The following is a 26,917-nucleotide window of genomic DNA, read 5'->3' as shown; positions in this document are numbered from 1 at the left end:
ACGCGGTGACCCAGGGTTCCTCCCGCTCGGCGGACTCGCTTGCGCTCACCCCGCAGTACCGGCCGCCCTGGCTGGCGCCCCTGGTCGACAACGTCGACCGGGTTCCGCACGCGTACCGCCGCAAGGTGCCGCCTGAGCTGTTGGCCGCGGTGGTCGAAGCACGGGATGCCGGCGCCAGCGCGCGTGACGCCGCTGTGCTCGTGTTGTTCTCCGGGCCGAGTTCCGGGTACGCGGACGGCCGGTTGCCCGACGACGCCGACCTGCTGCTGACGGTTCGGGCGGGCTCCCTGCGTCACCATGCCGGGCAGGCTGCGTTCCCCGGCGGGGCGGCGGACCCGGAGGACAACGGTCCGGTCGCCACGGCGCTTCGAGAAGCGCAGGAGGAGACCGGCATTGACCCGGGCCGCCTGCACCCCCTGGCCGTGCTGGAGCGAATGTTCATCCCGCCCTCGGGTTTTCACGTCGTGCCGGTGCTCGCGTACTCCCCGGATCCGGGGCCGGTGGCCGTCGTCGACAGCGGCGAAACCGCGCTCGTGGCACGGGTTCCGGTGCGTGCGTTCACCAACCCTGAGAATCGGCTGATGGTGTACCGCACGGGAGCTGGACGCGGTCTGGCCGGCCCGGCCTTTCTGCTCAACCAGATGTTGGTGTGGGGGTTCACCGGCCACGTAATCTCAGCGATGCTCGACGTGGCCGGCTGGTCGCAACCGTGGAACACCGAAGACGTCCGGGAGTTGGACGAGGCGATGGCGCTCGTCGGAAGTGAGGAGCCCCTGTGACGAGTTCGCAATGGCTGGACATCGCCGTACTGGCGGTGGCGTTGGTCGCGGCCATCTCGGGGTGGCGGTCCGGTGCGCTGGGCTCCCTGATGTCGTTCGTCGGCGTGATTCTCGGTGCGATCGCCGGGGTGATGCTCGCCCCCCATATCGTCAGCCACATCAGTTCGCCGCGCGCCAAGTTGTTTGCCGCCTTGTTCCTGATCCTGGCGCTGGTGGTCGTCGGCGAGGTGGCCGGCGTGGTGCTCGGGCGGGCCGTGCGCGGTGCGATTCGCAACACCGCGGTGCGCACCGTCGACTCGGTGATCGGCGTGGCCGTCCAGCTGCTGGTGGTGATGGTCGCGGCGTGGCTGCTGGCCAGCCCGCTGACGTCGTCGGACCAACCCAACCTGGCTGCCGCGACGCGTGGCTCGAAAGTGCTTGCCGAAGTGGACAAGTACGCACCCGAGTGGCTGAAGGCTGTGCCCAAGCGGATGTCCGCGCTGCTGCGCACGTCCGGTCTTCCGGATGTGTTGCAGCCGTTCGGCCGCACCCCCATTCAGGCCGTCGATGCCCCGGACGCCTCGCTGGCCGACAGTTTGGTGGTCTCCAACGCGCGGGCGAGTGTGGTCAAGATCCGCGGTGTCGCCCCGGGGTGCCAAAAGGTGCTGGAGGGCACCGGTTTCGTGATCGCCCCGAACCGGGTGATGTCGAACGCGCACGTGGTAGCCGGATCCGACAGTGTCACCGTCGAGGCCGAGGGACAGACCTACGACGCGACCGTCGTCTCCTATGACCCCAACGAGGACATCTCGATCCTCGATGTGCCGAACCTGCCGCAGCGTCCGCTGGTGTTCGCCGATCAGCCGGCCAAGTCCGGCACCGACGCGGTCGTGCTGGGTTATCCCGGCGGCGGCGAGTTCGCGGCGACCCCGGCGCGGGTGCGCGAGACCATTGAGCTGAACGGCCCGGACATCTATCGCACGACGACGGTCAATCGTGAGGTCTACACGATCAGAGGGACTGTGCGCCAGGGTAATTCGGGCGGTCCGATGATCAACCGGGCGGGTCAGGTGCTCGGCGTGGTGTTCGGCGCGGCAGTGGACGACAACGACACCGGATTCGTGTTGACCGCCAACGAGGTGTCGCGTCAGCTGGCCAAGATCGGCAACACCGCCAAGGTGGCCACCGGGGCGTGCGTCACCTAGTCGGGTCGTAGACCTGCCCGAGGAACCGTCGCAGGTGGTCGTTGACCTCGCCGGGGGCCTCTTCATGGGCGAAGTGACCGATACCGGACACCGACACGAACCGCCCGCGCGGTGCGTAGCGCTGGGTGCGGTCCACCGGGTCGGCGAGCACGTAGGGGTCGGCGTCGCCACGCAGATGTATCAGCGGTACGTCGAGCGGACGGTTCATCAGCTTCATGAATCGCCAACCCTCCCTGCGTAATTGGCTACGGACGGCCCAGCGCTGGTATTCCAGCGCGGAGTGCGCCGCCGACGGGATTTGGATCGCCTGGCGCATATGCGCGACGGTCTCTGAAAAGTCCTCGGAGGCAAGCCATTTCCCTGAAGCGCGGCTGCGCACCAGGTGTTCGAGCAGGTCGGCGTTGTGCCGGGTGAGTGCGCGTTCCGGCCAGATCGGCAGCTGATAGCGCAACAGCGTGGGGAGCAGGGCGCGGCCCTGGTCGCGCCGGCCGAGGGCTGAGGCCCGCAACGCGGCGGGATGCGGTGAGCTCACCAGTGCGATGGCGCGCACCACCCGGGGGTGCAGCACCGCCGTCGCCCAGCAGACCAGCCCGCCGTCAGCGTGCCCGACGAGGGTGGCCGTGCTGTGGCCGAGCGCGCGGATCAGTCCGGCGGTGTCGCCGGCCAGGGTCCACCCGTCGTAACCGCGCGGCGGTTTGTCGCTGCCGCCGTACCCGCGCAGATCGACGGCGACCACCCGAGCGCCGGACAGGCCGCGCAACTGGTGGCGCCATGACCACCAGAACGACCCGAAGCCGTGCAGCAGGATCACCAGTGGTTGCGAGGTCCCCGCGGCGGACTCGGAGCCGTTGAGGGCCTCTACGCAGTGGAACCGAATTCCGTTGGCGTGAACGTCGAAATGTCGCCACGGCCCCGCGATGCGGGTGACCGACGGATCGGGGATCACCAGCCGGACGGGTCAGTGGGCGGCGCGGCGCCCGTGGCGACGGCCTTGCCTGCCGACCGGTCGTGGCCGGGGGTGAACGCTTCGCGGGCTTCCTTGACCGATTCGATGGTCTTCTGCGGACCGCGGATCCGTCGCACCTTCAGATACCCGAGCAGACCGAACACCGCGGTGGTGACCACCATCAGCAGGAAGACGATCAGGAACGCGACCCAGCGCCACAGCCAGGTGTCCAGCAGCTCGGCGAGGAAGAAGAACAGGAAGAACGTGGAGTAGAACAGCACGACCAGCGCGAGGATGAAGAACACACTGCCGGTCAGGCCCTCCTTCACGTCGCGGGTGATCTCGGCCTTGGCCAGTTCGACCTCGGCGCGCACCAGGGTGGACATCTGCGCGGTGGCGTCCTTGACCAGGTCGCCGACGGAGGGGTTGGCCGGTAGCGCGTTCGGGTCCACCAGCGGGATCGAGGTGACGGTGGTGGGTACACCGGTCTTGCGATCGCCATTGCTCACGGCTGTCCTCCAACTGTTCGCTGTCGTCGCGGTTCATGTTGCCATGCCACGCTCGCAGCGGGGGTACCCACTGAGCTGTTACGCAAGTTACGCGTGTGATCAAGCTAGACTCGCCCTGTCGGGGCGGACTGTGGATGGAGGTTGCCAGTGACGACCGCGCAGCGTGTGCGCCTGACAGCGGGGGCCGTTGTCATGGCCGTCGTCGCCCTGATCTCCGGTTTGACACCCGTCGCGGGGGCCGACGGGAAGGTACCGATCGGCGGTGGGGCGGGCATCGTCGTCAACGGGGACACCTACTGCACCTTGACGAGCATCGGCAACGACAACACCGGCGCGCTCATCGGGTTCACCTCCGCACACTGCGGCGGCCCGGGCGCTCAGGTCGCCTCGGAGGACCGCCCGGCCGACGGCGTGATCGGCACCATGGTCGCGGGCAACGACAATCTCGACTACGCGGTGATCCGGTTCGATCCCGACAAGGTGCAGCCGATCTCGAACTACAAGGGCTTCGTCATTGACGGCATCGGACCCGACCCGGTGTTCGGGGAGATCGCCTGCAAGCTCGGTCGCACCACCGGCTACTCCTGCGGAGTCACGTGGGGTCCCGGACAGGATCCGGGCACCATCGTCAACCAGGTCTGCGGCCAACCGGGCGACTCCGGTGCGCCGGTGACGGTGAACAACAAACTCGTCGGGATGATCCACGGTGCATTCAGCGAGGACCTGCCCACGTGCGTGGTGAAGTTCATTCCGCTGCACACCCCCGCGGTGACGATGTCGATCAACGCGGTCCTGGGCGACGTCGCCGGAAAGAACCGGCCCGGCACCGGTTTCGTCCCGACGACCGCCGTCGGCTGACTCAGGTCTTGCTGGCTCGGATCGCTTCGAACACAGTCGGATCCACCAGGGTCGAGGTGTCGCCGAGTTCGCGTCCTTCGGCCACATCGCGCAGGAGTCGGCGCATGATTTTGCCGCTGCGGGTTTTGGGCAGTTCGGGTACGACGTGGATTTCCCGGGGTTTGGCGATCGGGGAAATCTCCTTGGCGACTTCCGCGCGGAGCTCATCGACCATCTGCTCGGCGGGCATGTCGGCGTGGTGCGCCTTGAGGATGACGAAGGCGCAGATGGCTTGGCCGGTGTGGTCGTCGGTGGCGCCGACGACGGCGGCCTCGGCGACACCGGAATGCCCGACGAGGGCGGATTCCACTTCGGCAGTGGAGATCCGGTGCCCGGAGACGTTCATGACATCGTCGATACGGCCGAGCACCCAGATCTCGCCGTCGCTGCCGTAGCGGGCGCCGTCCCCGGCGAAATACCAGCCCTGCTCGGCAAACCGCGCCCAATAGGTGTCCTTGAACCGGTCGGGGTCGCCCCAGATCCCGCGCAACATCGCCGGCCACGGCTTGTCCAACACCAGATAGCCGGTGACGTGCTCGCCGTGATCGGGGCTGGGCTGCAATTCGTTGCCATCGTCGTCGACGATCTTCGCCGAGATCCCGGGCAGGGCGCGCATCGCCGAACCGGGCTTGCAGTCGGTCACACCCGGCAGCGGGGAGATCATGATCGCGCCGGTTTCGGTCTGCCACCAGGTGTCGACGATCGGGGTCTTGTCGGCGCCGAACACCAGGCGGTACCAGCGCCAGGCTTCGGGGTTGATCGGCTCACCCACCGAGCCGAGCAGGCGCAGGCTGGACAGGTCGTGTTCGAAGGCCAGTTCGCGGCCCCACTTCATGAACGTGCGGATCAGGGTGGGGGCGGTGTAATAGATGCTCACCCCGTACTTTTCGATCACCTGGAAATGGCGGTGCTCATCGGGGGAGGCCGGGGTGCCCTCATAGACGACCTGCGTGGCGCCGTTGGAGAGCGGCCCGTAGACGATGTAGGTGTGCCCGGTGACCCAGCCGATATCGGCGGTGCACCAATACACGTCGGTCTCGGGTTTGAGGTCGAACACGTTGTAGTGGGTGTAGGAGGCCTGGGTCAGATACCCGCCCGAGGTGTGCATGATGCCCTTGGGCTTGCCCGTCGTGCCGGAGGTGTACAGCAAGAACAGTGGATGTTCGGAGTCGAACGCTTCAGGGGTGTGCTCGGGCGAGGCGGCGTCGACGGTGTCGTGCCACCACCGGTCGCGGCCGTCGGTCCAGCTGATGTCGATTCCGGTTCGGCGGACCACCAGAACGTGCTTCACGCAGTCCTGGCCCTCGACCGCTTCGTCGACAGCGGTCTTGAGCGACACCGCGTTTCCGCGCCGGTACTGACCGTCGGTGGTGATCACGATTTTGGCTTCGGCGTCCTCGACGCGGGCTCGCAACGCCGATGCCGAGAAGCCGGCGAAGACCACACTGTGCATCACCCCCAGACGGGCACAGGCCAGCATCGCCACGATGGCCTCGGGAACCATCGGCATGTAGATCGCCGCCCGATCACCGGCAGACAGGCCCAACTCGGTCAACGCGTTGGCGGCCTTGCACACCTCGTCCTTGAGTTGGGCGTAGGTCAGCACCTTGGAGTCGCCGACCGGTTCTCCCTCCCAATGGATGGCGACGCGGTCTCCGTTGCCGGCTTCGACGTGCCGGTCGACGCAGTTGTAGGCGACGTTGAGCTTGCCACCGACGAACCACTTCGCGAACGGCGCTTCGGACCAGTCCAGTACCTCGGTGAAGGGCGTGTCCCAGGACAGCCGGTTGGCCTGGTCTGCCCAGAACGCCAACCGGTCGGCCTCGGCCGCGTCATACAACGCAGCAGTGGCATTGGCATTCGCGGCGAAATCAGCCGACGGAGGAAAGCTTGGCAGAACTTCGGTGTGCGCCTCGGTCATGTCTGTGAGCGTAGTCACCGAAGGTTGCATCGCAGTTGGCACGTCACAATCGTCGGCGGGCGGTTACTGCCGCGCGCCGAACGGCACGCGAACATCGGATAGCGTGACCGAACGTGAGTGACCTCCTGGCCCCGCTGCTGACTCTGCCCGGGGTGGCCGAGGCCGCCGAGGCCGCGCGCGAAGCGTTGGCCAAAGCGCATCGGCATCGCACGAACCTGCGCAACTGGCCGGTGACCGCAGCGGAGTCGGCCGTCCGCGGCGCACGCTCGTCATCGGCCCTCGACGGTGGCGCGGTCCAGCTCGATGCTTCCGGCGCCGAACCGAACGACCCGATTCTGGCGGGTGCGCTGCGCGTAGGCCAAGCGCTGGAAGGCGGGACCACCAACCTCGTCGGGGTGTGGCAGCGCGCCCCGCTGCAGGCCCTCGCGCGTCTGCACGCGCTGGCCGCGGCCGACCTGATCGACGAGGACCTACTCGGCCGGCCGCGGCAGAATCCTGAGGTCGCCGCACGCCTCGATCTGGTCACCCGGCTGACGACCGGGGGCAGCTCGGCGCCCGCACCGGTGCTGGCCGCCGTCGCGCACGGAGAACTGCTGACGCTGGCGCCGTTCGGCCCCGGCGATGGCGTTGTGGCGCGGGCGGTGTCGCGACTTGTCACGATGGCGACCGGCCTCGACCCGCATGGGCTCGGTGTGCCGGAGGTGTACTGGATGCGCCGCGCCGAGGAGTACCGCGCAACAGCTCAGGCGTTCGCGACGGGCGAGCCCGCGGCGGTCGGATCCTGGCTGGTGATGTCGTGTCAAGCGTTGGAAGACGGTGCGCGAGAAGCGATATCGATCGCGGACGCCGCGACGAAGTAGTCCCTGCGCAGCGAAGCGGGCGGCGTTCCGAAGTCTTCGGCTCGCCGCCCGCTAGCACGGTTTCTCGGTTACCAGGCGTGCGGGGTGGGCTGCGTGGGTTGGCCTCGGCGTTTTTGCGCTGCGCTTCGTTTACAACCCCACCCAAAGGGTCGTTCTTTCCGCTCGCTCTTCGCAATTACGCAGGCCCGCAACACTTCTGCCATTATCGCGGCGTGCTCCGCGTGGGTGCCGGGAACCGTGCTGGGCCGCTTGGCTTGGGAGATAGTGCCTTCTCTTCCGGCGCTATCTTGGCCTTGCCAGGCGTCCGTGCCTTCCTTTGTACTCCGTGACCACGGTCACAGCAAGGGGCTAATCGGCAACGAATTGGTCGCGCTAGAAAGACAACCGGCGTAGCACCGAGTACGTCAACGCCCCGGCTGCCAGCGCGCTGATTCCGAGCGCAGCCGTCGTCGCGACCGCCGCGCCGGACGGGGCCGGAATCCGGTCGCGCAAGGGCACCGGACGCAGGAAAGTCAGTACGGGCCAACCCTGTGCGGCGGCTTCCTTGCGCAGCGCGCGGTCGGGGTTGACGACGCTCGGGTGGCCCACAGATTTCAGCGTCGGGAGGTCGGTGATGGAGTCGGAGTAGGCGTAGCAGTGCTCGAGGGAGTAACCCTCCAACGCGGCCAGTTCGCGGATGGCCGCGGCCTTTCCCTCGCCGTAGCAATAGAAGGCAACCTCGCCGGTGTACTTGCCGTCCTCGATGACCATCCGGGTGCCCATCGCGTGGGTGGCACCCAGCGCTCGTGCGATCGGGGCGACGATCTCTTCACCGGATGCCGAGACGATGACCACGTCGCGGCCACACAACCGGTGGTCTGCGATCAGTTCTGCAGCTTCCGCAAAGACCAGCGGATCGACGATGTCGTGCAGAGTCTCGGTGACGATGGCACGAACTTGTTCGACGTTCCAGCCGGCGCACATCGCGGTGACGTAGGAGCGCATCCGGTCCATCTGGTCGTGATCGGCGCCGGACATCAGGAAAAGGAACTGCGCATAGCTGGATTTCAGCACCGCTCGCCGGTTGAGAAGCCCTTGGTCGAAGAAGGGTTTGCTGAAAGCCAGCGTGCTCGACTTGGCAATGACGGTCTTGTCCAGGTCGAAAAATGCCGCCGTGCGGGAGGGGGGCCCAGGCGTGGGCTCGGGCCGGACGGGGATTAGCTGTTCGGCGGCCGAGGCAGGGTCGGTCACGCTTCCCAGGATAGGTGGGGCTGGCGGCACCTTCGCGGGCGAGCACAAAGTGGCAGGCCACGCCACGTGTCGCACCCTGCATTTTCACAGCGAATACATGGTTTCGAAGTGGTAGCAACACTTGCGCGACTGCACATTGTCGTGTGTATAGTGAGTTTACTCGGCTTATGCCGGGTGTGCATCAGCCCGACCCCCCGGGGCTGATACACGACGACCTCCGCCTCCTCCCCCCCTGGCGGGGGTCGTCCCTTTTTCTGACAAAGAATCTCTGGCCGTCTCGGCAAACTCGACAAACGTTGCCGGGATCACTTCTGCTGCCGTCCTGGTGTGAGCATTACTCCCCAGATCGGCGTTCATCCACAGATCGGATCGAGCCGACTGGCGAACGCCCGCCGCGCGCCCGACTGTTGCGTGGTGAGCAGCAGTCCGGGTGTCGTCCTCGTCCTCACCGAGGACCCCGAATTAAGTGAGCAGGCCGAGCGGGTCGTCGCCGCGGTCGGGCTTCGTCCGGTCACCGTTTCTGCACCGCTGACCCGCAAGACGTGGTCGGCGGCGGTCGCGATCGTCCTCGACGAAGAAGCGGCCCGACGCTGCGAGCGAGACGGCCTGCCCCGGCGGGGCGGGGTGATTCTGATCTCCCCGGCCGAACCGCAGGCCCCGAGCTGGGCGGCGGCGATGGCCGTTGGCGCCCAGCAGGTTTGTGCTCTGCCGGCGCAAGACGCCGAGCTGGTCGGTTACCTCTCTGATGCTGCGGAGGCGGTCGGCGAGGGCTCGCGCACCGGGCGGACGATCGCCGTGATCGGTGGACGTGGCGGCGCAGGCGCGTCGACGTTCGCGACCGCCCTGGCCCTGGTGGCGTCGGCATCGCTGCTGGTCGACCTCGATCCGTGGGGCGGCGGGATCGACCTTCTGCTGGGTGCCGAGACGGTGCCGGGTCTGCGCTGGCCCGACCTGAGTCTGCGGGGTGGGCGGCTGGCCTGGTCGGCAGTGCGGGACGCGCTGCCGAGTCACCACGGCGTCAGCGTCCTGTCCGGCGCCCGGCACAGCCATGAGATCGAGCCCGGGGCGGTCGAGGCCGTCGTCGACGCGGGCCGGCGCGGCGGAATGTTGGTGATCTGCGACCTGCCGCGGCGAATGACCGGGGCGGCGGCCGGCACGCTCGAGGGTGCCGACCTGGTGGTGGTGATCAGCCCCTGCGACGTCCGGGGCGTCGCGGCGACCGCGGCGCTGGCCCCGGTACTGCGCGGGGTCAACCCGAACGTCGGCCTTGTTGTGCGCGGTCCAACCCCGGGCGGCCTGCGCGCCGCCGAGGCGGCGGAGGTGGCCGATCTGCCCCTTCTCGCGGCGATGCGACCCGAGCCGATGCTGGCCGAACGCGTGGAGCGCGGCGGGTTGCGGGTGCGCCGGCGTTCTCCGCTCGGTGCGGCTGCCCGCGCGGTCCTCGAGATCCTGCCGGCCGGCGGGCAGGTGCGTGCGGCATGAACGCCTCGTTGGTCGAGCGGGTCCGCGAGCGGCTGGCCGCCGAGTCGTCGTCTTTGCGGCCGGCGGCGGTGGCGGCCGCCATTCGAGCCGAATCCGGGGGAGTGCTCGGCGACACCGAGGTCCTGACGAACCTGCGGGTACTGCAGACCGAACTCACCGGCGCCGGGCCGTTGGAGCCGTTGCTGCGCGCACCCGGGACCACCGACGTTCTGGTCACCGCTCCGGACGCGGTGTGGGTCGATGACGGCAGCGGTCTGCGGCCCACGTCGGTCCGCTTCGCCGATGAAGCTGCGGTGCGCCGGCTGGCGCAGCGGCTCGCGATCGCCGCGGGACGGCGGTTGGACGATGCGCAGCCGTGGGTCGACGGGCAGCTCGCCGGGCTGGGCGCCGGAGAGTTCTCGGTCCGCCTCCACGCCGTCCTGCCTCCGGTCGCCGCCGCCGGAACCTGCCTCTCGCTGCGGGTGTTGCGGCCTGCCACCCAGGATCTCGCGGCGTTGATCGCCGCCGGCTCGATCACGCCGGAGGCCGCCGAGGTGCTCGGCGGGATCATCGCGGCCCGGTTGGCCTTCCTCGTCTCCGGCGGTACCGGCGCAGGCAAGACAACCGTGCTGGCCGCCGCGTTGGGCGCGGTCGACAGCGGCGAGAGGATCGTCTGCGTCGAGGACGCTCCCGAGCTCGCACCGAGGCACCCGCACTTGGTGCGGCTGGTGGCCCGCGCCGCCAACGTGGAAGGCGCCGGTGAGGTCACGATGCGACAGCTGGTTCGTCAGGCCCTGCGGATGCGACCCGACCGGATCGTCGTCGGGGAGGTGCGCGGCGCCGAGGTCGTCGACCTGCTGACCGCGCTCAACACCGGACACGACGGCGGTGCCGGGACAGTGCACGCCAACAGCCCCGCCGAGGTGCCGGCCCGGCTGGAAGCACTCGCCGCGCTCGGCGGTCTGGATCGCGCGGCCTTGCACAGTCAGCTGGCTGCGGCCGTCCAGGTGGTGGTGCACGTGAGTCGCCGCCGCGACGGCACCCGCCGGCTCAGCGAGATCGCGGTGCTGTGCCGCGCGGACGGCGGCGGCGTGTCTGCGGTGACGGCCTGGCATGCCGACCGCGGTTGGCAGGACGGTCAGCAGCAGTTGGGCGCGTTGATCGACGGGCGACGAGCATGACCGGAATTGCCTTGGCTGCAGTTCTTTTGGGGTTTGCTGTGCTCGCCGCGCCGCCCCCACCGCGCGTGCGGCTGGGACTGGCTCCGCCGCGGTTTGACACGCGGACGCCCGCCATGGTGGCGGGTCTGGTGGTGGCCGCTGTCGCGCTGCCACCGGCGGCGCTGCTCGCGGCTTCGGTACTGGGCGTCACGCTGATCGCCCGGCGGCGTCGTCGGCTTCGGAGCCGCGACCGCCATCATGCCGGACAGACCCTGGCGTCCGCGCTGGAGACGCTGGCCGGCGAGCTGCGGGTGGGCGCGCATCCGGTGCGCGCCTTCACCATCGCCGCATCTGAATCCGCCGGTGCAATCGGCATCGCGCTGCGAGCGGTCGCGGCGCGGGCCGGCCTGGGGGCCGATGTCGGAGCCGGACTGCGGGCGCTGGCCACGTCGACGTCGATTCCGGCCCAGTGGGAGCGGCTCGCGGTATGCTGGCAGCTCGCGGCCGACCACGGGTTGGCGATGGCGGCGCTGATCCGCACCGCGCAGCGCGACATCGTCGAGCGGCAGCGCTTCACCGCCCGGGTCGAGGCCGGTCTGGCCGGGGCGCGCGCCACCGCGGCGATCCTGGCCGGCCTGCCACTGCTGGGTGTGTTCCTCGGCGAGCTGGTCGGTGCACATCCCGTCGGATTTCTTCTTGGCGGCGGTGTAGGCGGCTGGCTCTTGGTAGTGGGCACAACGCTGGTGTGCGTCGGTCTGGTGTGGGCTGACCGCATCACCGATCGGCTGCCGGCATGACCGTCGCCGCGGTGTTACTCTGCGCCGCAATACTTTTCGCGCCGGGCCCATATGCCGTCCGGCGGCGGATAGGGCTGCACCCGACGCGGTCCGTGCCGATCCGCCGTAGCGATGCGCACAGTGACCCGCTCGCGACCGCGTCGGCGCTCGACGTGTTCGCGGCATGCCTGACGGGCGGCATGTCGGTGTCGGCCGCGGCCGCCGCGACAGCGCCCTCGGCTCCGGATCGCCTCGCGGCGGTTTTGCGCCGCGCCGCCGACCTGTTGGCGCTCGGCGCCGACCCGGATGCCGCGTGGTCCGCGCAGCCCGGTGAGGACAGCCACGCGCTGGCCAGGCTGGCGCGCCGGTCGGCGTCGTCGGGAAGTGCTCTGGCACAAGGTGTCGCCGAGCTCGCCGAGCAGTCGCGACAGGACGCCGGGCATGCCGCGTCGGCCGCCGCCGAACGCGCTTCGGTGTTGATCGCCGGTCCGCTGGGGCTGTGCTTCCTGCCTGCCTTCGTCTGCCTCGGCATCGTGCCGGTGGTGGCTGGGTTGGCCGGTGATGTGTTCACATCGGGATTACTGTGAAGGAGAAAAACAATTGCGCGACAACATGTTTCAGCAGATCAAGGCGCGGCTGGTGGTGGCGGCCGTCGACGATGCCGGGATGTCGACGGTCGAATACGCAATCGGCACGATAGCCGCCGCGGCCTTCGGCGCGATCCTGTACAGCGTGGTCACCGGCGACTCGATCGTCGGCGCGTTGACCAACATCATCAACCGCGCGCTCAACACGAAGGTCTAACCGGTGACGGCGGTTTCGCCACGGTCGAGGCGGCCCTGGCCATCGCTGCGCTGGTGGTGGTCCTGGTCCTGTGCGCGGCAGGCCTCACCGCGGTCGCGATGCAGGTGCGCTGTATCGATGCCGCCAGGGAGGCCGCCCGCCTGGCGGCACGCGGCGACGAGGCGGCTGCGGGCCTCGCGGCCCGCGGGGTGGGTCCAGCGGGCGCGGCATTGCAGTTGCGTCGTGACGGCGGCTTCGTCGTCGCGACGGTCAGCGGCCGGTCCCGGCTGCTGCCCGGCGTCGTCATCGCCGCCGACGCGATCTCCGCCGCGGAGCCTGGCGCGTGACGAGCACGGCGTCGCGACCGTGCTGGCGGCGCTGCTGATCACCGCGCTCGTGGCCATCACCCTGGCCGGCGTCCAGATCGGGAGTGCCGTGGTGGCACGGCATCGGGCGCAGGCCGGTGCCGACATGGCCGCGCTGGCCGCGGCCATGTGGCTGCCCAGCGGAGGTGAGACCGCATGCCGGCAGGCAGCCGCGGTGAGCCGCGCCATGGGCGCGGCGCTGAGCGGGTGCGAGCTCGACGGGCTAGACATCGTGGTCCGGGTCGACGTGGCGACGGGCCGGATCCTCGGCGGGCAGGCCCACGCGGCGGCGCGGGCGGGTCCGGTCGAGGCACGCTAGGCGGTCGAGGTGCCCTTGACGGTCAGGCGGGCGGCGGCGAGTTCGGCTGCGGTGGGCAGACGCAGGGTGATCAGCCCGGCGAAGATGTTCTTGTCGACCTCGACGCGGTTGACCGTCACGTGCATCGGGACCCAGCCGCCGTCGACGCCGGGCAGCCGCAACACCCGACTGGTGGTACCGGTCCGGAACTCCTCCGCCATCGGGATCAGCTCGTCGCGGTCGTCGGGGTGGAACTGAACGCTCTGGCGCCAGTCGTAATAGGGGCACGGATCGTCGAGCCACTTCAGGAGCTTCCAGGTGCCGAGGTCGACAAGCGCGCGGTGCACACCGGGCTGGGACAGCCCGTCGAGGATCCGTTGCGCCAGATGGTCGGGTGGCAGCGAACCCTCGTCGAGGTCGCACCGCAGGTTCATCGCGCGGGCGATCAGATGCTCGGTGGCGTCCTCCGTCATCTCCAACGCGGTACGCGCCACGAACCCCGCCCGGATGGTCTCGCCGTTGCTGTCCGTGAAAGTCCATGTCGTGCAATAAGTCCGGCCGGGTTCGGCGTCGATGGCCAGCGCCAGGACCTTGGCTTCGTCCCGGTTGAAACTGCGCGACGGCAGGTCCTCGGCGAATGCCCGGCCGTGGGTGGGCTCCTTGGTGGGATCCATCCCGGCGTTGACCAGTGACTCGACGGTGTCGGTCGCGATCCCGAGGGTCATATCCCATTTCAACGGACCGGGTATCGGCCGCTCCGGCGGTTCGGCGTCGGCGGGCCCGATCCACACATGCACACCATGCATCCGGCCGTCGGACATCTGGACCGGTTCGGTGCGGATCACGCGATCGCTCTTCGGGGTGATGCTGGCCAGACTGTTGCCGGTCGCCACGGTCTCGGCGATGGCGGTCTGGATCGCCGCCAGATGCGGGTTGCGTCGCAAGTAGATGGCCAGCGGAACCAGGTTCTTCATCTGGCGGCCCTGCGCGACCACCACCGGTTCGGTGCCGAGTGTCTCCACCAGCAGCCAATCGGGGGTCATGGTGGCATTTTAACGACGCCGCCTTGGGGCAAGCTTGGGATCGAACAGGGGAATCCCCAGGTGGAAACCAAGGAATTGGTCCGGCAAACCGCCACGATGTCCATTTGCTTGCGGCCGCAATGGCAGTTCGGTTATTTTTCGCCTACGCCCGACATTTGGGAATGGATCGCGTTGTCCGACCGTTCACCGCGCGCAATGATGTCAGGCTTCCGGAACGCCTCCAGCAGTGTGGGGCACGGAGCCAGCACGTCGGCGCGTGCTTGCATCGTGGGTGTCGACTGTTCGAGGGGTCGGTCGGCACGCCGGTCAGGCACCGCCGGCAGCCAGCTGCGCGAGAACCAGCTTGAGGACCGCAACCGCGCCGGACTTGTCCAACGGGTCATTCCCGTTGCCGCACTTGGGTGACTGCACACACGACGGGCAGCCCTGCGGACATTCGCATGCTTCGATCGCCGCCGCGGTGGCGCCCAGCCACGTGCTGGCCAGACGATAGCCGCGCTCGGCGAAACCCGCTCCACCCGGATGCCCGTCGTAGACGAACACCGTGGGCAGACCGTCGGCACCGACGGCGGTGGACACACCGCCGATGTCACCGCGATCGCAGCTGGCCACCAGCGGCAGCAGGCCGATCGCCGCGTGCTCGGCCGCATGTAGGGATCCGGGTATCCGCAGCTGTTCGATCCCGCTGTCCGCCAACGCTTCCGGTGTGATCGTGTACATCACCGCAGTGGTCGGCAGGCAGTGCTCGGGCATGTCGAGTTCGACGAAATCGATGACCTCCCCGGATAACCGGCGGCGCAGGTAACCGATCACCCGGTGTGTCACCGACACGGGCACCAGGCCCAGCGTCACCGCGTCGTAGTGCACCCGCTCGCCCGTCCCGGTCACCGTGATGTCGGTGATCTCCCTGGCGAAGGTGGTGTAGCCGGGATCCTCGGCATGCACGAACGCCACCCCGTCGGAAAAACTCAACGAGTCGACGAGATAGCTCTCGCCCTGATGGAGATACACCGCACCGGGATGAACGGCGGCCGGCGCCTGCCCCGCGTCGGCACTGCCCAGCATCCGCCCGGTCTCTGTTTCGACGATCGCGATGGTCCCGCCGGCCGAGCCACGGATGTCCACCGCCGGATGCGGGTCCAGCCCGGCGGCGGGGAAGTACTTGCCGCCACGGCGGCGCAACAATCCGTCGTCGACGAGCTCAGCGGCCACCGGCTCGGCCTCCCAGCGCCGGACCTCCGCCTCCTCCAACGGCATCTCCGTTGCCGCGCACAACAGTTGCGGGCCGACCACATAGGGGTTTGTCGGATCGATGACCACCCGTTCAACCGGCTTGTCCAGCAACGCCTCCGGGTGGTGCACAAGATAGGTGTCCAAGGGGTCGTCGCGCGCGACGAGAATCACCAGCGCACCCTGGCCGCGCCGACCGGACCGGCCTGCCTGCTGCCAAAACGACGCCACGGTGCCCGGAAAGCCCGCCAGCAGAACCGCATCCAGCCCGGCGATGTCAATGCCAAGCTCGAGTGCATTCGTGGTGGCCACCCCCCGTAATTCTCCTTCGGACAGGGCGCGTTCCAACTCCCGGCGGTCCTCGGCGAGGTAACCCGACCGGTAGGACGCCACCGTGTCGATCAGGTGCGGGGCGATGTCCTCGAGGCGGGCCCGCGCTCCCAGAGCGGTGAGCTCCGCGCCGCGCCGCGACCGTACGAAGGTCAGCGTTCGCGCGCCTTCAGCAACCAGATCGGCCATCATCCGAGCGGCCTCCGCGCCGGCTGAACGTCGCACCGGCGCACCGTTTTCCCCCAACAGATCGGTGCGCAGTTCGGGCTCCCACAGGGCGACGGTCCGCGCGCCGTGCGGCGACCCGTCCTCGGTCACCTCCGTCACGGTCTGCCCGATCAGTTCGGCGGCGGTTTCACCGGGTGCCGCGGTGGTCGCGCTGGCGAAGATGACCGTCGGACCCGGTTCCGATGCCGGCGCGTAGCGTTCGCACAACCTCAGTAGCCGACGCAGAACCATGGCCACGTTCGAACCGAAAATGCCTCGGTAGTAATGACATTCGTCGACGACGATGTAGCGCAACCCGCGCAGGAACACCGCCCAGCGAGCGTGGTTGCGCAGCAACGACAGATGAATCATGTCGGGATTGGAGAACAGCCATCGCGACCGTTCCCGGGCGAATCTGCGTACCTCGACCGGGGTGTCGCCGTCGTAGGAGGTCGGTGCGACATCGGCGAGCGCGGGCACCGCTGTCGTCAAAGAATGCGCGGTCCGCAATTGGTCGTGGCCGAGCGCTTTGGTGGGCGACAAATAAAGCGCCCTGGCGCGCGGATCACGCGCCAGCACATCCATGATCGGTAATTGGAACGCCAGCGACTTGCCCGATGCGGTACCGGTGCTGATGACGACATGCTGGCGAGAGTGGGCGAGGTCGGCGGCGCGCACCTGATGCGACCACGGCAACTCGATTCCGTGATCATGGAACGCGCGGAGCACATCTGGATCAGCCCAGGCAGGCCAGTCCATGCCGTGGGCTTGGCGGGCGGGCAGTTCGGCGACGTGACGCAGCGCTTCCGGCGATGATTCGGCGCCCGCGACGGCCGCGTTAAGCAGCTCGCTGCCGAAACTCACCATTTGAAATCAGCCCTTTCTAAAAGAGATGTACATCCCTGTATCGAATTGTTCATCAGTTAGTAGCACTGAGACTGTCGCAACAGCTCTGGACGTGATTGGATATGGGCGGTCGCAGCTTCTGTGTTCGTGTGTCAGCACTCGCAGGATCGACGTTGCGATCGCGGTTCCTGCGAGGGTCTGTAGGTCGGGTGAGTTCCGACGACTCCACGAAGGATGGCGGTCGGAACGGGCCCGGTCTGCCGAAAACTCGGTCGGCCGCTCCCGGTTGGAAGAGAAGGAAAGTACGAAAGATGCCACAGGGAACTGTGAAGTGGTTCAACGCCGAGAAGGGTTTCGGGTTCATTGCACCCGAGGACGGCTCTGCCGACGTGTTCGTCCACTACACGGAAATTCAGGGGTCGGGCTTCCGCACCCTTGAGGAGAACCAAAGGGTCGAGTTCGAGGTCGGTCAGAGCCCCAAGGGACCGCAGGCCACTGGCGTGCGCTCCATCTGATCAACAACGACATCACGAAACACCCCCGAGCGTCCCGGTGACGGGTCTCGCCGGGGGTGCTTTCGTCTGTGGCTGTCGCACTCAGCGGCCGCCACGCCCGTCGCCAGCCCGAGGGCTCGGCTGCGTCCCGCTCGTCTCCTACTGCCTTACTGTCGACTCGTGAGTCAGCTGTCCTTCTTCTCGGCTGAGTCGGTGCCGCCCGCGGTCGCCGACCTCACCGGGTTGCTTGCGACAACCGGACAGGTGGTCGTCGTCGGCGCCGGGGCCAGGCTGTCGGTGGTGGTCGACGATCTGTGGCGGGCCGAGGCGTTGGCGGAGATGATCAGTGAGACCGGCCTGGAGGCCGAGATCACCCGCACCGACGAGAACAACCCGTTAGTGCGCACCGCGGTGGACGCCCGGTTGTCGGGCATCGCCGCCGCCTGGACCAGGGGAGCCGTCAAGACGGTGCCGCCGCAATGGCTGCCCGGAGCGCGTGAGCTGCGTGCCTGGACGCTGGCGGCCGGCAGCCCGGAGCCCGATCGCTATCTGCTGGGACTGGACCCGCACGCCCCCGATACGCATTCGCCGCTCGCGTCGGCGTTGATGCGGGTGGGGATCGCACCGACGCTGATCGGCACCCGAGGCGCCCGGCCGGCCCTTCGAATCAGTGGCCGTCGGCGGCTATCACGCCTGGTAGAGAACGTGGGGGAACCACCAAATCAGCTCGAAGCGTTGTCAGCGTGGCCCCGGATCTGAGAGATTGCGCTGCGAGGGTCGGTTTGCGTTGACACCCTCGGAGTGCGAAATTGTCAGGTGCCCGCGGGTTGGGGGTACCTGTGGGGAAGACAGAAGTGGAGCGTAAGGGCAGTTGGCTGACGACGACCGCGGCAGCGGTAACCGGAACGGCAACGTTCGGCGGCTCGTCATCGTCGAGTCGCCCACCAAGGCGCGCAAGATCGCGGGTTACCTGGGCTCCAATTACATCGTCGAGTCGTCCCGCGGTCACATCCGTGACCTGCCTCGCAACGCCGCCGACGTGCCCGCCAAGTACAAAACGGAGCCGTGGGCGCGGCTAGGCGTCAACGTCGAGGACAACTTCGAGCCGCTCTACATCATCAGCCCGGACAAGAAGAGCACGGTCACCGAGCTCAAGGGCCTGCTCAAGGATGTCGACGAGCTCTACCTCGCCACCGACGGTGACCGCGAGGGTGAGGCCATCGCCTGGCACCTGCTGGAGACGTTGAAGCCCCGCGTCCCGGTCAAGCGGATGGTGTTCCACGAGATCACCGAACCCGCCATCCGTGCGGCCGCCGAACACCCCCGCGACCTGGACACCGACCTGGTCGATGCGCAGGAGACCCGGCGCATCCTGGACCGCCTCTACGGCTACGAGGTCAGCCCCGTGCTGTGGAAGAAGGTTGCCCCGAAGCTGTCGGCGGGCCGGGTGCAGTCCGTGGCCACCCGCATCATCGTGCAGCGCGAACGCGACCGGATGGCCTTCCGCAGCGCCTCCTACTGGGACGTGATCGCCGAACTCGACGCGTCCGTCTCGGACCCGAATGCCGCGCCGCCGCGGTTCACCGCCCGGCTGGTCAACGTCGACAGCAAGCGGGTCGCCACCGGCCGCGACTTCGATTCGCTGGGCGTCGTCCGCAAGCCCGACGAGGTTGTCGTGCTCGACGAGGCCGTCGCGGGCTCGCTGGCCACCGGATTGCAGGGCGCCAGCCTGTCCGTGGCGTCGGTGGAGGAGAAGCCCTACACCCGCAAGCCGTATCCGCCGTTCATGACCTCAACGCTGCAGCAGGAGGCGGGCCGCAAGCTGCGGTTCTCGTCCGAGCGCACGATGAGCATCGCGCAGCGGCTGTATGAGAACGGCTACATCACCTATATGCGTACCGACTCGACGACGTTGTCGGAGTCGGCCATCAACGCCGCACGCACTCAGGCCCGCCAGCTCTACGGCGACGAGTACGTGCACCCCTCGCCGCGGCAGTACACCCGCAAGGTCAAGAACGCTCAGGAGGCGCACGAGGCCATCCGGCCCGCCGGCGACACCTTCGCCACCCCCGGGGCGCTGCACCGCGAACTCGACAACGACGAGTTCCGGCTCTACGAGCTGATCTGGCAACGCACCGTCGCCTCGCAGATGGCCGATGCCCGCGGCACGACGCTGAGCTTGCGGATCAACGGAACCTCGTCCGACGGGCGCGAAGTCACCTTCGCTGCCAGCGGTCGCACGATCACCTTCGCCGGCTTCCTCAAGGCTTACGTCGAGACCGTCGACGAGCTGGCCGGCGGTGAAGCCGACGACGCCGAGAGCCGGTTGCCGCAGCTGCGGCAGGGCCAGCGGGTGGACGCCACCGGCCTGACCGCCGACGGCCACAACACCAACCCGCCGGCCCGCTACACCGAGGCATCGCTGATCAAGGCGCTCGAGGATCTCGGAATCGGCCGTCCCTCAACGTATTCCTCGATCATCAAGACGATTCAGGACCGCGGCTACGTCCACAAGAAGGGCAGCGCGCTGGTGCCGTCCTGGGTGGCGTTCGCGGTGACCGGTCTGCTGGAACAGCACTTCGGCCGCCTGGTGGATTACGACTTCACCGCCGCCATGGAGGACGAGCTCGACGAGATCGCCACCGGGCAGGAGCGGCGCACCAACTGGCTGTCCAACTTCTACTTCGGTGGCGACCATGGTGTGGCCGACTCGATCGCCCGCGCCGGTGGCCTCAAGAAGCTGGTGGGTGTCAACCTCGAAGGCATCGATGCCCGAGAAGTCAACTCCATCAAGCTGTTCGACGACGAGGAAGGCCGGCCGATCGTGGTTCGGGTGGGTAAGAACGGCCCATACCTGGAGCGGATGATCACCGGCGAGGATGGCGAACCCAAACCTCAGCGAGCCAACCTCAACGACGAGATCACGCCCGACGAGCTGACCCTTGAGCTGGCCGAAACCCTTTTCGCCACACCGCAAGAGGGCCGCGTGCTCGGCGTGGATCCGGAGTCCGGACACGAGATCGTAGCCAAGGACGGACGTTACGGGCCGTACGTCACCGAGGTGTTGCCCCCGCCGCCGGACGACGACCCGGGTGTCGGTGCCAAAAAGGGCAAGAAGCCGACGGGTCCCAAGCCGCGCACTGGATCGCTGCTGCGCTCGATGGACCTGCAGACCATCACGCTCGAGGATGCGCTCAAGCTGCTCTCGCTCCCGCGCGTGGTCGGCGTGGATCCCGCCAACGGCGAGGAGATCACCGCGCAGAACGGTCGCTACGGCCCATACCTCAAGCGCGGCACCGATTCTCGCTCACTGGCCACCGAGGACCAGATCTTCGAGATCACCCTCGAAGAAGCCTTGAAGATCTATGCCGAGCCGAAACGCCGTGGCCGCCAAGGTGCTTCGGCCCCGCCATTGCGCGAGTTGGGCAACGATCCGGCATCGGGCAAGCCGATGGTGATCAGGGACGGTCGCTTCGGCCCGTACGTCACCGACGGCGAGACCAATGCGAGCCTGCGCAAGGGTGACGATGTCATGTCGATCACCGACGAGCGGGCCTCGGAATTGCTTGCCGACCGGCGCGCCCGCGGCCCGGTCAAGAAGAAGGCTGCCGCGAAGAAGACGACCCGCAAGGCGCCGGCCAAGAAGGCCGCGAAGAAGGCGTAACCGCCTCAGCCAGTGACGATTCCGCTGGTTTCGCTGGGCAGGAGCAGGTTCACTGGGCGGGCCAGTTGCGTCGGCGCCCGCCGGCCGCGCAGTTCAACGATCTCGCCGACGTTCCAGCAGAGCGCCTCGGCGTCCAGCGCACCACTGACCGCGATCGCCGACGCCAGTACGTGGCCGTTCTCCAACTTGGCCAGCTCGGTCAGCCGGGCGGCCTCGTTGACCGGGTCGCCGATCACGGTGTACTCGAAGCGGGCCTGCGCGCCGATGTGCCCGGCGATCGCGCGCCCGGCCGAGACGCCGATCCCGAATTCGGTTTGGCCCAGCACCCCGACCAGCTCGTCGTGCAGTTCCCGCGATGCGGCCAGCGCCGCACCGGAGGCATCGGGATGTTCGATGGGTGCGCCGAAGATGCACAGCGCCGCATCACCCTGGAACTTGTTGACGAAACCGCCGTGCTTCTTGACCGTCTCGACGACCACCCGGAAGAACTCGTTGAGCATGCTCACCACCTCGCTGGGCGGTCGCGACGCGGCCAGCTGGGTCGAGCCGACGAGGTCGACGAACAGCACCGCGACGTCGCGCTCCTGACCGCCGAGCTCGGTGCCACGCTCCAAGGCGCGCCGGGCGACGTCCTCGCCGACGTAGCGGCCGAACAGGTCGCGCAGCCGCTGCCGTTCGCTCAGGTCGCGGACCATGTCGTTGAAGCCGGCCTGCAGCAGGCCCAGCTCACTGGCGTCGTAGATCTGCATGTGGGCGTTGTAGTTGCCGCGCTGCACCTCACCGAGCGCCCAGCGCAGCTGGCGCAGCGGATCGGCGATCGACATCGCCGAGAGCACATTGCCGGCCATCCCGACCACCAGCGCGGCCACCGCCATCAGCAGGATCGGCGTGAACAGGGCGTCGGCCGACGCCGCCAGCAGCGAGAACTTGCTGGCCACCACCGACAGCACGATCGCCAGCAGCGGCACCCCGGTGGACAACAGCCAGGTCAGCACCAGCCGCTGGATGACACCGGGGCGGTGGAACTTCTCCGGCACCCCGCCACGCAGCGCGGCGACCGCCACCGGACGCAGCACCCGCTCGGACTGCAGGTAGCCGATGATCGTGGTGGCCGTGGCGCCCAGCAGCGTGGACACCGCCAGCACGGGCGCGGCATGGCTGGCCACCGGCCAGCTGGCGGCGATGAACACCACTGCGCCCAGCACCCAGTTCGTCATGCTGATCACCGAGCGGTAGACCGGCATCCGCAACGCCCGCAGCCGAGCCTGCTCGGTGACGGCCGGGTCGTCCTCGGCCAGCAGCGCATCGCGGCGTTGCCAGCGGAACACCGGAACGAGCAGCCTGAGGCTGACGAACGCACCGACCCCGAACGAGATGAACAGGTAGCTCAGGAAGATGACCAGGTTCAGCGTCGGCAGGTCCTGCAGCATGACCCGATCCGACGGCGGCAGGCCGAACCGAAGGAAGCCCAGCACCAGCAGCGCGCCGATGATGTCGGCCTGCAGCATGCCCAGGGAAAACACCGGCCACGGCGTGCGCGCGACCCAGCGGACGAATCCATTGATTCGCCCGGGGCTGAGCTGCGCGGTGGTCACGATCCCCACCGTATCGGTACAGAGCGACCGATCAGCACGTCTGGAACCCGGCGGTCGGCGGTTGTGTCGTTGCTGAGCACTAGTGTTTGAGGCGATGTCCGGAGTTTTCACGCGGTTGGTGGGCCAAAGCGCCGTGGAAGCGGAGTTGGTGGGTGCTGCTAGGGCGGCCCGGGGTGATTCCGCTCACGATGTGGCGGCCATCGGCACCATGACACATGCCTGGCTGATCACCGGACCACCGGGATCGGGACGCTCGGTGGCCGCTCAGTGCTTCGCGGCGGCCCTGCAGTGCACGTCGGCGGGCACGCCGGGGTGCGGCGAGTGCCGGGCCTGCACGACGACGATGGCTGGCACGCATGGCGATGTCCGGCGGATCGTTCCCGAGGGGCTGTCCATCGGGGTCGACGAGATGCGCACGATCGTGCAGATCGCCTCCCGTCGGCCCAGTACCGGCCGCTGGCAGATCGTGGTGGTCGAGGATGCCGACCGGCTGACCGAAGGCGCGGCCAACGCGCTGCTCAAGGTGGTGGAGGAACCACCGCCGTCGACGGTATTCCTGCTGTGTGCGCCGTCGGTGGATCCCGAGGACATCGCGATCACCCTTCGGTCGCGCTGCCGCCACGTGGCGTTGGTGACGCCGCCTGCCGCGGCGATCGCGCAGGTGCTGATGGACACCGACGGGATGTCCGCTGAGGAGGCGCAGTGGGCGGCCTCGATCAGCGGTGGTCACGTCGGCCGGGCCCGCCGGCTGGCCACCGACCCCGACGCCCGCGAACGACGGTCCCGCGCGCTGGGCCTGGCCCGCGACGCCGCCACCCCGTCCCGGGCCTATGCAGCCGCCGAGGAGCTGGTCGCCACCGCCGAAGCCGAGGCGAAGGCACTCAACGTGGGCCGCGACGAGGCCGAGGCAGAGGAATTGCGCACGGCGCTGGGGGCCGGCGGCACCGGTAAGGGCACTGCGGGAACGCTGCGTGGGGCCGCCGGTGCGATCAAGGACCTCGAGCGGCGACAGAAATCGCGGCAGACCCGCGCTTCGCGCGATGCGCTGGATCGGGCGTTGATCGACTTGGCGACGTACTTCCGGGATGCGCTGCTGGTGGCCAATGGCGCCGGTTCGGTGGCGCCGAATCACCCCGATATGGCCGAGCGGGCGGCGGCGTTGGCGGCACACGCCTCGCCGGAGCGGCTGCTGCGCTGTATCGAAGCGGTGCTCGAATGCCGGGAGGCGCTGGCGATGAACGTCAAGCCCAAGTTCGCCGTCGATGCGATGGTGGCCACCGTGGGTCAGGCACTACGTTCGGACCTGTAGACTCACTGCTCGGCCCGACGGCCGCGCCACCTTAGCTCAGTCGGTAGAGCGATTCACTCGTAATGAATAGGTCAGGAGTTCGATTCTCCTAGGTGGCTCCGGTATTGCGCGAAACAGCCGCCCCACCCATCGGGTGAGGCGGCTGTCGCCGTCTTGCTGTTAGAGCCGGACGAATGTGTTGGCCGAAGCGTCCCACACACCCCAGGCGTTCAGCTCAGGGTTCCACACGGCCGGCAGGTTCAAATTCACCGCCCAGTCCGGCAGCTCCGGCTGCGGGATGTCCAGCGGCGGGAGCACCGGCATCGACACCCAGTCCGGAATGTCGGGGTAGGAGATCCGAGCGTCCAGTGCCGGCCCACCGTGTCCCGGAGGCGGCAGGAAGCCCTGCCCCGGCGGCAGCGGATTGCCCGGAGTCCCGGCGTTCACACCTGGCCCGGTCACCGTCGGCGGCCACACATACTGACCGTTGCCGTTGCCATTCCCATGGTCCGAGTTACCGGGCCCCGGCGGCGTCACATGGGGGTCCGCCTGTGCCAGCCCCGCGCCGACTCCAAGCCCGCCAAGTCCGATCACACCTGCGGTTGCGGCACCTGCCGCGATCTTCTTGATGTCCACTGCGTGAACCTCCTGCACGATTGCCCTGTCATACAACTGTTTGCTCACGTCTGTCGGCGTTTCAACAGTTCCCCCGGCCCGCGAGTAGGCTTGCCCTAGCCACGGGGTCCTAAACCGTTTGAATTTAAATCGGTCGGGATTGACAAACGTCATGTAAGAGTTTGCTGGGAATATGCGCGAGATTGTTAACGAAAAGCGCGTGCAAACCGAAATAGGGCGCGCAGCTACTTCTCGCCGAGGGCTTCGGCGGCGATATTGCGGGCCGTGGCGGCTGCGGGAAAACCGGCGTAACCGCTGGCGTGGTAAATCACCTCGGCCAGTTCGTCCTCGGTCAGGCCGTTCTGTCGGGCGATGCGGAAGTGTGCATTCATCTCCTCGGTGGCCCGCAACGCGATCAGAATGCCCAGCGTCACCAGGCTGCGATCGCGGCGACTGAGCCCCTCGCGGGTCCACAGCCGGCCGAACACATTCTCCACGCCGATCTCCATCAGCTCCGGAGCGAAGCCGCCGAACTCGACGTCGTCGTCGGAGTCGGGGAGCGCTCCAGGCAGCATCTGCCGGAACACACGTAGACCATCCTCGCGCAAGTTAGACATACAAAGTACTGTGGCACACTCCGCTCAGCGCGGCGCCAGATACCCGACCGGTCCCGACGCCAGGCACAACGACAGCGCCGCGGTCGACGCCCGCACGGTGATAGCGTCGCCCGCTCCCGGCAGCCGGACGAACACCCGGTTCAGGCCCGGGTGCACCGCCACTTTTGTCTCCGGCCCCTCGTTGAGCGACATCAGCATCGACCCGTCGCTGTTGGCCAGATAGTTGATCTCGGCGGTCCAGTCTGCGGGCAGCAGCTGTCCGTCCAGGGGCATCCGCACCGGAGCGTCCGGCTGCACGAAGTAGCCGCAGCCGGGTTGCGGCCCCGCGACGATCGTGCGCGTCCAGGTGACGATGGCGTCGACCAGCCGGCCACTGCTGTCGAGCATGCGCAATTGCGTTGTGGAACCGGCGAATTCGGGCCGGTCGCGGATCAGGGCGAACATGTGGCTGGCCAGGTTCTCCGGGTAGGCCACGCGCTGCAGCACCAACGGGTCGACCTCTTGGTCGAGCAACGGCGCCGACGACGACGCCCGTGCCTGCGCCAGTCCGCGGATCGCGTTCTGCAGGTACGGCTGTGCGGGGTTGTCACGCCAGCTGGTCAGGAACGTCGACGTCGAATACAGGCTGCTGGCCACGAAAGCCACGGCGACCGTCGTCACCACCGCGGCGCGAGTGCGTGAGACGTTCAGCCAGGCCGAGTCGCGGTTGGGAGCGCAGAACGCCACGGCGGCAAGCAATGTCAACACAATCACCAGATCGGGAAAGTAGCGCAGCGTCTGGGCGAGCTCCAGCGCGGTGAATTTCGACGAGCGCAGCAGGTAGATGGGAATCTGGCAGGCCACCGCATACCCGACGGCCACCAGCCAGACCACGCCGATGCGCCGTTTGCGCGCCAGCGACACCGCCAGGACCGCGGCCAGCACGAGCCAGCCCAGGATCATCACCGACACCGGCGGCACCGCCCACGGCGAGGCCGGCGCCCACCGCTGCCACTCCCAGGGTCCGCCGGCCAGCCCCGGCACGATCCCATGAGTGACGGAGCGGGACAACAGATCCCACGTCATCGCCAGATCTGAGCTCCAGCGCCGGTGGTCGACGACGAACAGATAGACCGCCACCCATACCGCCGTCAACCCCAGCGCGGACACCCAGAGATGACGGCCGCGATACCACACCGTGCGCAGCGCGGCGGTGTCGCCCTGGACGTGGCACAGCAGCGCGGCCACCGCGAACGCGACGAACGGAATGACGGCCGCCTTTTCGAAAAACAGCAGGCCACCGAAGAACACGAGCACAGCGGTCATCGCATAGCGCCGATTCCCGGTGCGCACCAACAAGATTGCGTCGCCGCACACCCACGCCATCGCGGCCAGCATCGGAAGCGAGTTCAGCGCCGCGGCCCACCACGCGAAACCGGGCACCCCCAACGGGGTGAACAAGGCAAAGGTCAACGGAATCAACAGCACCGGACGCCAGCCGAGGATCACGTGCAGTGCCCGCAGCACCGACAGCGACACCAGCAGTTGCAGCACCACCAGACTGACCGCAGGCCACGCCCACACCAGTGGGGCCGCGCGGGTGATCAGCCCGGCCACCAGGAACGCACCGGGCATGACGTGGCCGTCGTGGTCGTCGAACAGATACGACGGGGACAGCAGATCCTGGGTGCCCGCCCGGCCCACCAGGATCAGGTCGTCCCAGTAGAAGTAGCCGCCGAACGCCAGGACCGCGCGGACCACCAATTGCACCGCGATCAGGACGACGGCCGCGGCAGCCACCGGTGGCATGCGCGCCACCCGGGTCGGAACTGCCATCGCG

At 68.1% G+C, this 26,917-nt stretch carries 25 protein-coding genes and 1 tRNA gene; 16 read left to right on the top strand and 10 right to left on the bottom strand.

Annotated elements, in window-relative coordinates:
• Positions 1-5 precede the first annotated feature (5 nt).
• Both K0O64_RS26550 and marP read left to right on the top strand, forming a co-directional pair.
• Entirely contained in the window at positions 6-779 is a 774-nt protein-coding gene (locus tag K0O64_RS26550; RefSeq protein ID WP_220045831.1) for an NUDIX hydrolase, read from the top strand.
• Positions 776-1,963, top strand: a complete 1,188-nt coding sequence (marP, locus tag K0O64_RS26545; RefSeq protein ID WP_071948876.1) for an acid resistance serine protease MarP — start codon at positions 776-778, stop codon at positions 1,961-1,963. The genes K0O64_RS26550 and marP overlap by 4 nt, the downstream gene beginning before the upstream one ends.
• Here the strand turns inward: marP and K0O64_RS26540 are convergent.
• Together K0O64_RS26540 and K0O64_RS26535 are read right to left on the bottom strand one after the other, a co-directional pair.
• Entirely contained in the window at positions 1,956-2,912 is a 957-nt protein-coding gene (locus K0O64_RS26540) for an alpha/beta fold hydrolase (protein WP_220046537.1), read from the bottom strand. The two genes, marP and K0O64_RS26540, sit on opposite strands and share 8 nt — an antisense overlap.
• The gene (locus tag K0O64_RS26535; RefSeq protein ID WP_220045830.1) at positions 2,906-3,418 is read right to left on the bottom strand and encodes a phage holin family protein; all 513 of its coding nucleotides are present in this window, start codon (positions 3,416-3,418) and stop codon (positions 2,906-2,908) included. The genes K0O64_RS26540 and K0O64_RS26535 overlap by 7 nt, the downstream gene beginning before the upstream one ends.
• Positions 3,419-3,610: 192 nt before the next feature.
• Between K0O64_RS26535 and K0O64_RS26530 the strand changes: the two genes are divergently transcribed.
• Positions 3,611-4,276 carry a chymotrypsin family serine protease gene (locus tag K0O64_RS26530; RefSeq protein WP_071948879.1) on the top strand — a complete coding sequence of 222 codons (666 nt, stop codon included), beginning with the start codon at positions 3,611-3,613 and terminating at the stop codon, positions 4,274-4,276.
• Between the two features lies 1 nt (position 4,277).
• Here the strand turns inward: K0O64_RS26530 and acs are convergent, their stop codons facing one another.
• A complete protein-coding gene (gene acs / locus K0O64_RS26525; protein ID WP_071948880.1) occupies positions 4,278-6,236 on the bottom strand; it encodes an acetate--CoA ligase in 1,959 nt (652 codons plus the stop codon).
• 113 nt (positions 6,237-6,349) lie between these two features.
• On the opposite strand from acs, the gene K0O64_RS26520 reads away from it, so the two are divergent.
• Positions 6,350-7,096: an oxidoreductase gene (locus tag K0O64_RS26520; RefSeq protein WP_071948881.1), complete on the top strand. Its 747-nt coding sequence runs from the start codon at positions 6,350-6,352 to the stop codon at positions 7,094-7,096.
• A 372-nt stretch (positions 7,097-7,468) separates the two neighbouring features.
• On the opposite strand, the gene K0O64_RS26515 is transcribed toward K0O64_RS26520, so the two are convergent.
• Entirely contained in the window at positions 7,469-8,326 is an 858-nt protein-coding gene (locus K0O64_RS26515) for an HAD-IB family hydrolase (RefSeq protein ID WP_071948882.1), read from the bottom strand.
• Between the two features lie 414 nt (positions 8,327-8,740).
• On the opposite strand from K0O64_RS26515, the gene ssd reads away from it, so the two are divergent.
• From ssd to K0O64_RS26480, 7 genes are read left to right on the top strand one after another with little or no spacing between them, the layout of a single operon-like run.
• Entirely contained in the window at positions 8,741-9,808 is a 1,068-nt protein-coding gene (gene ssd, locus K0O64_RS26510; protein ID WP_071950266.1) for a septum site-determining protein Ssd, read from the top strand.
• Positions 9,805-10,968 (top strand): TadA family conjugal transfer-associated ATPase, encoded by a 1,164-nt coding sequence (locus K0O64_RS26505; protein ID WP_071948883.1) that lies wholly within the window; start codon positions 9,805-9,807, stop codon positions 10,966-10,968. The genes ssd and K0O64_RS26505 overlap by 4 nt, the downstream gene beginning before the upstream one ends.
• Positions 10,965-11,744, top strand: coding sequence for a type II secretion system F family protein (locus K0O64_RS26500; protein ID WP_071948884.1), 780 nt, complete (start codon positions 10,965-10,967; stop codon positions 11,742-11,744). Before K0O64_RS26505 ends, K0O64_RS26500 begins: the two co-directional genes overlap by 4 nt.
• Entirely contained in the window at positions 11,741-12,310 is a 570-nt protein-coding gene (locus K0O64_RS26495) for a type II secretion system F family protein (protein ID WP_071948885.1), read from the top strand. The genes K0O64_RS26500 and K0O64_RS26495 overlap by 4 nt, the downstream gene beginning before the upstream one ends.
• Before the next feature lie 25 nt (positions 12,311-12,335).
• Positions 12,336-12,527, top strand: a complete 192-nt coding sequence (locus tag K0O64_RS26490) for a DUF4244 domain-containing protein (protein ID WP_096313036.1) — start codon at positions 12,336-12,338, stop codon at positions 12,525-12,527.
• Positions 12,528-12,562: 35 nt separating this feature from the next.
• Positions 12,563-12,853 carry a TadE family type IV pilus minor pilin gene (locus K0O64_RS26485; RefSeq protein WP_071948887.1) on the top strand — a complete coding sequence of 97 codons (291 nt, stop codon included), beginning with the start codon at positions 12,563-12,565 and terminating at the stop codon, positions 12,851-12,853.
• 19 nt (positions 12,854-12,872) lie between these two features.
• Positions 12,873-13,190, top strand: a complete 318-nt coding sequence (locus K0O64_RS26480) for an Rv3654c family TadE-like protein (RefSeq protein ID WP_434085470.1) — start codon at positions 12,873-12,875, stop codon at positions 13,188-13,190.
• Here K0O64_RS26480 and K0O64_RS26475 read toward each other — a convergent pair.
• Together K0O64_RS26475 and K0O64_RS26470 are read right to left on the bottom strand one after the other, a co-directional pair.
• Complete coding sequence (locus K0O64_RS26475; RefSeq protein ID WP_071948888.1) at positions 13,187-14,212, bottom strand: PAS domain-containing protein; 1,026 nt, start codon at positions 14,210-14,212, stop codon at positions 13,187-13,189. The two genes, K0O64_RS26480 and K0O64_RS26475, sit on opposite strands and share 4 nt — an antisense overlap.
• A 306-nt stretch (positions 14,213-14,518) precedes the next feature.
• The gene (locus K0O64_RS26470) at positions 14,519-16,846 is read right to left on the bottom strand and encodes a DNA 3'-5' helicase SftH (RefSeq protein ID WP_071948889.1); all 2,328 of its coding nucleotides are present in this window, start codon (positions 16,844-16,846) and stop codon (positions 14,519-14,521) included.
• A gap of 290 nt (positions 16,847-17,136) precedes the next feature.
• On the opposite strand from K0O64_RS26470, the gene K0O64_RS26465 reads away from it, so the two are divergent.
• From K0O64_RS26465 to topA, 3 genes are all read left to right on the top strand, one after another.
• On the top strand, positions 17,137-17,340 hold the full coding sequence (locus K0O64_RS26465) for a cold-shock protein (protein ID WP_003925183.1): 204 nt from the start codon (positions 17,137-17,139) through the stop codon (positions 17,338-17,340).
• A 159-nt stretch (positions 17,341-17,499) separates the two neighbouring features.
• Positions 17,500-18,078 (top strand): hypothetical protein, encoded by a 579-nt coding sequence (locus K0O64_RS26460; RefSeq protein WP_071948890.1) that lies wholly within the window; start codon positions 17,500-17,502, stop codon positions 18,076-18,078.
• Positions 18,079-18,190: 112 nt separating this feature from the next.
• On the top strand, positions 18,191-20,983 hold the full coding sequence (topA, locus tag K0O64_RS26455) for a type I DNA topoisomerase (RefSeq protein WP_071948891.1): 2,793 nt from the start codon (positions 18,191-18,193) through the stop codon (positions 20,981-20,983).
• Positions 20,984-20,988: 5 nt separating this feature from the next.
• Here topA and K0O64_RS26450 read toward each other — a convergent pair whose 3' ends face one another.
• Positions 20,989-22,578, bottom strand: coding sequence for an adenylate/guanylate cyclase domain-containing protein (locus tag K0O64_RS26450; RefSeq protein ID WP_071950268.1), 1,590 nt, complete (start codon positions 22,576-22,578; stop codon positions 20,989-20,991).
• Between the two features lie 94 nt (positions 22,579-22,672).
• Between K0O64_RS26450 and K0O64_RS26445 the strand changes: the two genes are divergently transcribed.
• Both K0O64_RS26445 and K0O64_RS26440 read left to right on the top strand, forming a co-directional pair.
• Positions 22,673-23,887, top strand: a complete 1,215-nt coding sequence (locus K0O64_RS26445) for a DNA polymerase III subunit delta' (RefSeq protein WP_071948892.1) — start codon at positions 22,673-22,675, stop codon at positions 23,885-23,887.
• A gap of 25 nt (positions 23,888-23,912) precedes the next feature.
• Positions 23,913-23,985, top strand: a tRNA-Thr gene (locus K0O64_RS26440).
• Between the two features lie 61 nt (positions 23,986-24,046).
• On the opposite strand, the gene K0O64_RS26435 is transcribed toward K0O64_RS26440, so the two are convergent.
• From K0O64_RS26435 to K0O64_RS26425, 3 genes are all read right to left on the bottom strand, one after another.
• Complete coding sequence (locus K0O64_RS26435; RefSeq protein ID WP_071950269.1) at positions 24,047-24,502, bottom strand: hypothetical protein; 456 nt, start codon at positions 24,500-24,502, stop codon at positions 24,047-24,049.
• A 224-nt stretch (positions 24,503-24,726) separates the two neighbouring features.
• Positions 24,727-25,098, bottom strand: coding sequence for a carboxymuconolactone decarboxylase family protein (locus K0O64_RS26430; protein WP_096312408.1), 372 nt, complete (start codon positions 25,096-25,098; stop codon positions 24,727-24,729).
• A 24-nt stretch (positions 25,099-25,122) separates the two neighbouring features.
• Entirely contained in the window at positions 25,123-26,913 is a 1,791-nt protein-coding gene (locus K0O64_RS26425; RefSeq protein ID WP_071948894.1) for a hypothetical protein, read from the bottom strand.
• Positions 26,914-26,917 lie beyond the last annotated feature (4 nt).

This window comes from Mycolicibacterium pallens, assembly GCF_019456675.1.
In the GTDB taxonomy this organism is placed as follows: Bacteria; Actinomycetota; Actinomycetes; order Mycobacteriales; family Mycobacteriaceae; genus Mycobacterium; species Mycobacterium crocinum.
This window is presented reverse-complemented; position numbering and strand designations above follow the sequence as displayed.

Excerpts from the sequence above, each read along its gene's own strand:
- K0O64_RS26495 (WP_071948885.1), top strand. The coding sequence starts at position 11,741 with ATGACCGTCGCCGCGGTGTTACTCTGCGCCGCAATACTTTTCGCGCCG.
- K0O64_RS26445 (WP_071948892.1), top strand. The coding sequence starts at position 22,673 with ATGTCCGGAGTTTTCACGCGGTTGGTGGGCCAAAGCGCCGTGGAAGCG.
- K0O64_RS26425 (WP_071948894.1), bottom strand. The coding sequence starts at position 26,913 with ATGGCAGTTCCGACCCGGGTGGCGCGCATGCCACCGGTGGCTGCCGCG.
- K0O64_RS26505 (WP_071948883.1), top strand. The coding sequence starts at position 9,805 with ATGAACGCCTCGTTGGTCGAGCGGGTCCGCGAGCGGCTGGCCGCCGAG.
- K0O64_RS26465 (WP_003925183.1), top strand. The coding sequence starts at position 17,137 with ATGCCACAGGGAACTGTGAAGTGGTTCAACGCCGAGAAGGGTTTCGGG.
- K0O64_RS26470 (WP_071948889.1), bottom strand. The coding sequence starts at position 16,846 with ATGGTGAGTTTCGGCAGCGAGCTGCTTAACGCGGCCGTCGCGGGCGCC.
- K0O64_RS26475 (WP_071948888.1), bottom strand. The coding sequence starts at position 14,212 with ATGACCCCCGATTGGCTGCTGGTGGAGACACTCGGCACCGAACCGGTG.
- acs (WP_071948880.1), bottom strand. The coding sequence starts at position 6,236 with ATGACCGAGGCGCACACCGAAGTTCTGCCAAGCTTTCCTCCGTCGGCT.
- K0O64_RS26490 (WP_096313036.1), top strand. The coding sequence starts at position 12,336 with ATGTTTCAGCAGATCAAGGCGCGGCTGGTGGTGGCGGCCGTCGACGAT.
- K0O64_RS26530 (WP_071948879.1), top strand. The coding sequence starts at position 3,611 with ATGGCCGTCGTCGCCCTGATCTCCGGTTTGACACCCGTCGCGGGGGCC.
- K0O64_RS26430 (WP_096312408.1), bottom strand. The coding sequence starts at position 25,098 with ATGTCTAACTTGCGCGAGGATGGTCTACGTGTGTTCCGGCAGATGCTG.
- K0O64_RS26500 (WP_071948884.1), top strand. The coding sequence starts at position 10,965 with ATGACCGGAATTGCCTTGGCTGCAGTTCTTTTGGGGTTTGCTGTGCTC.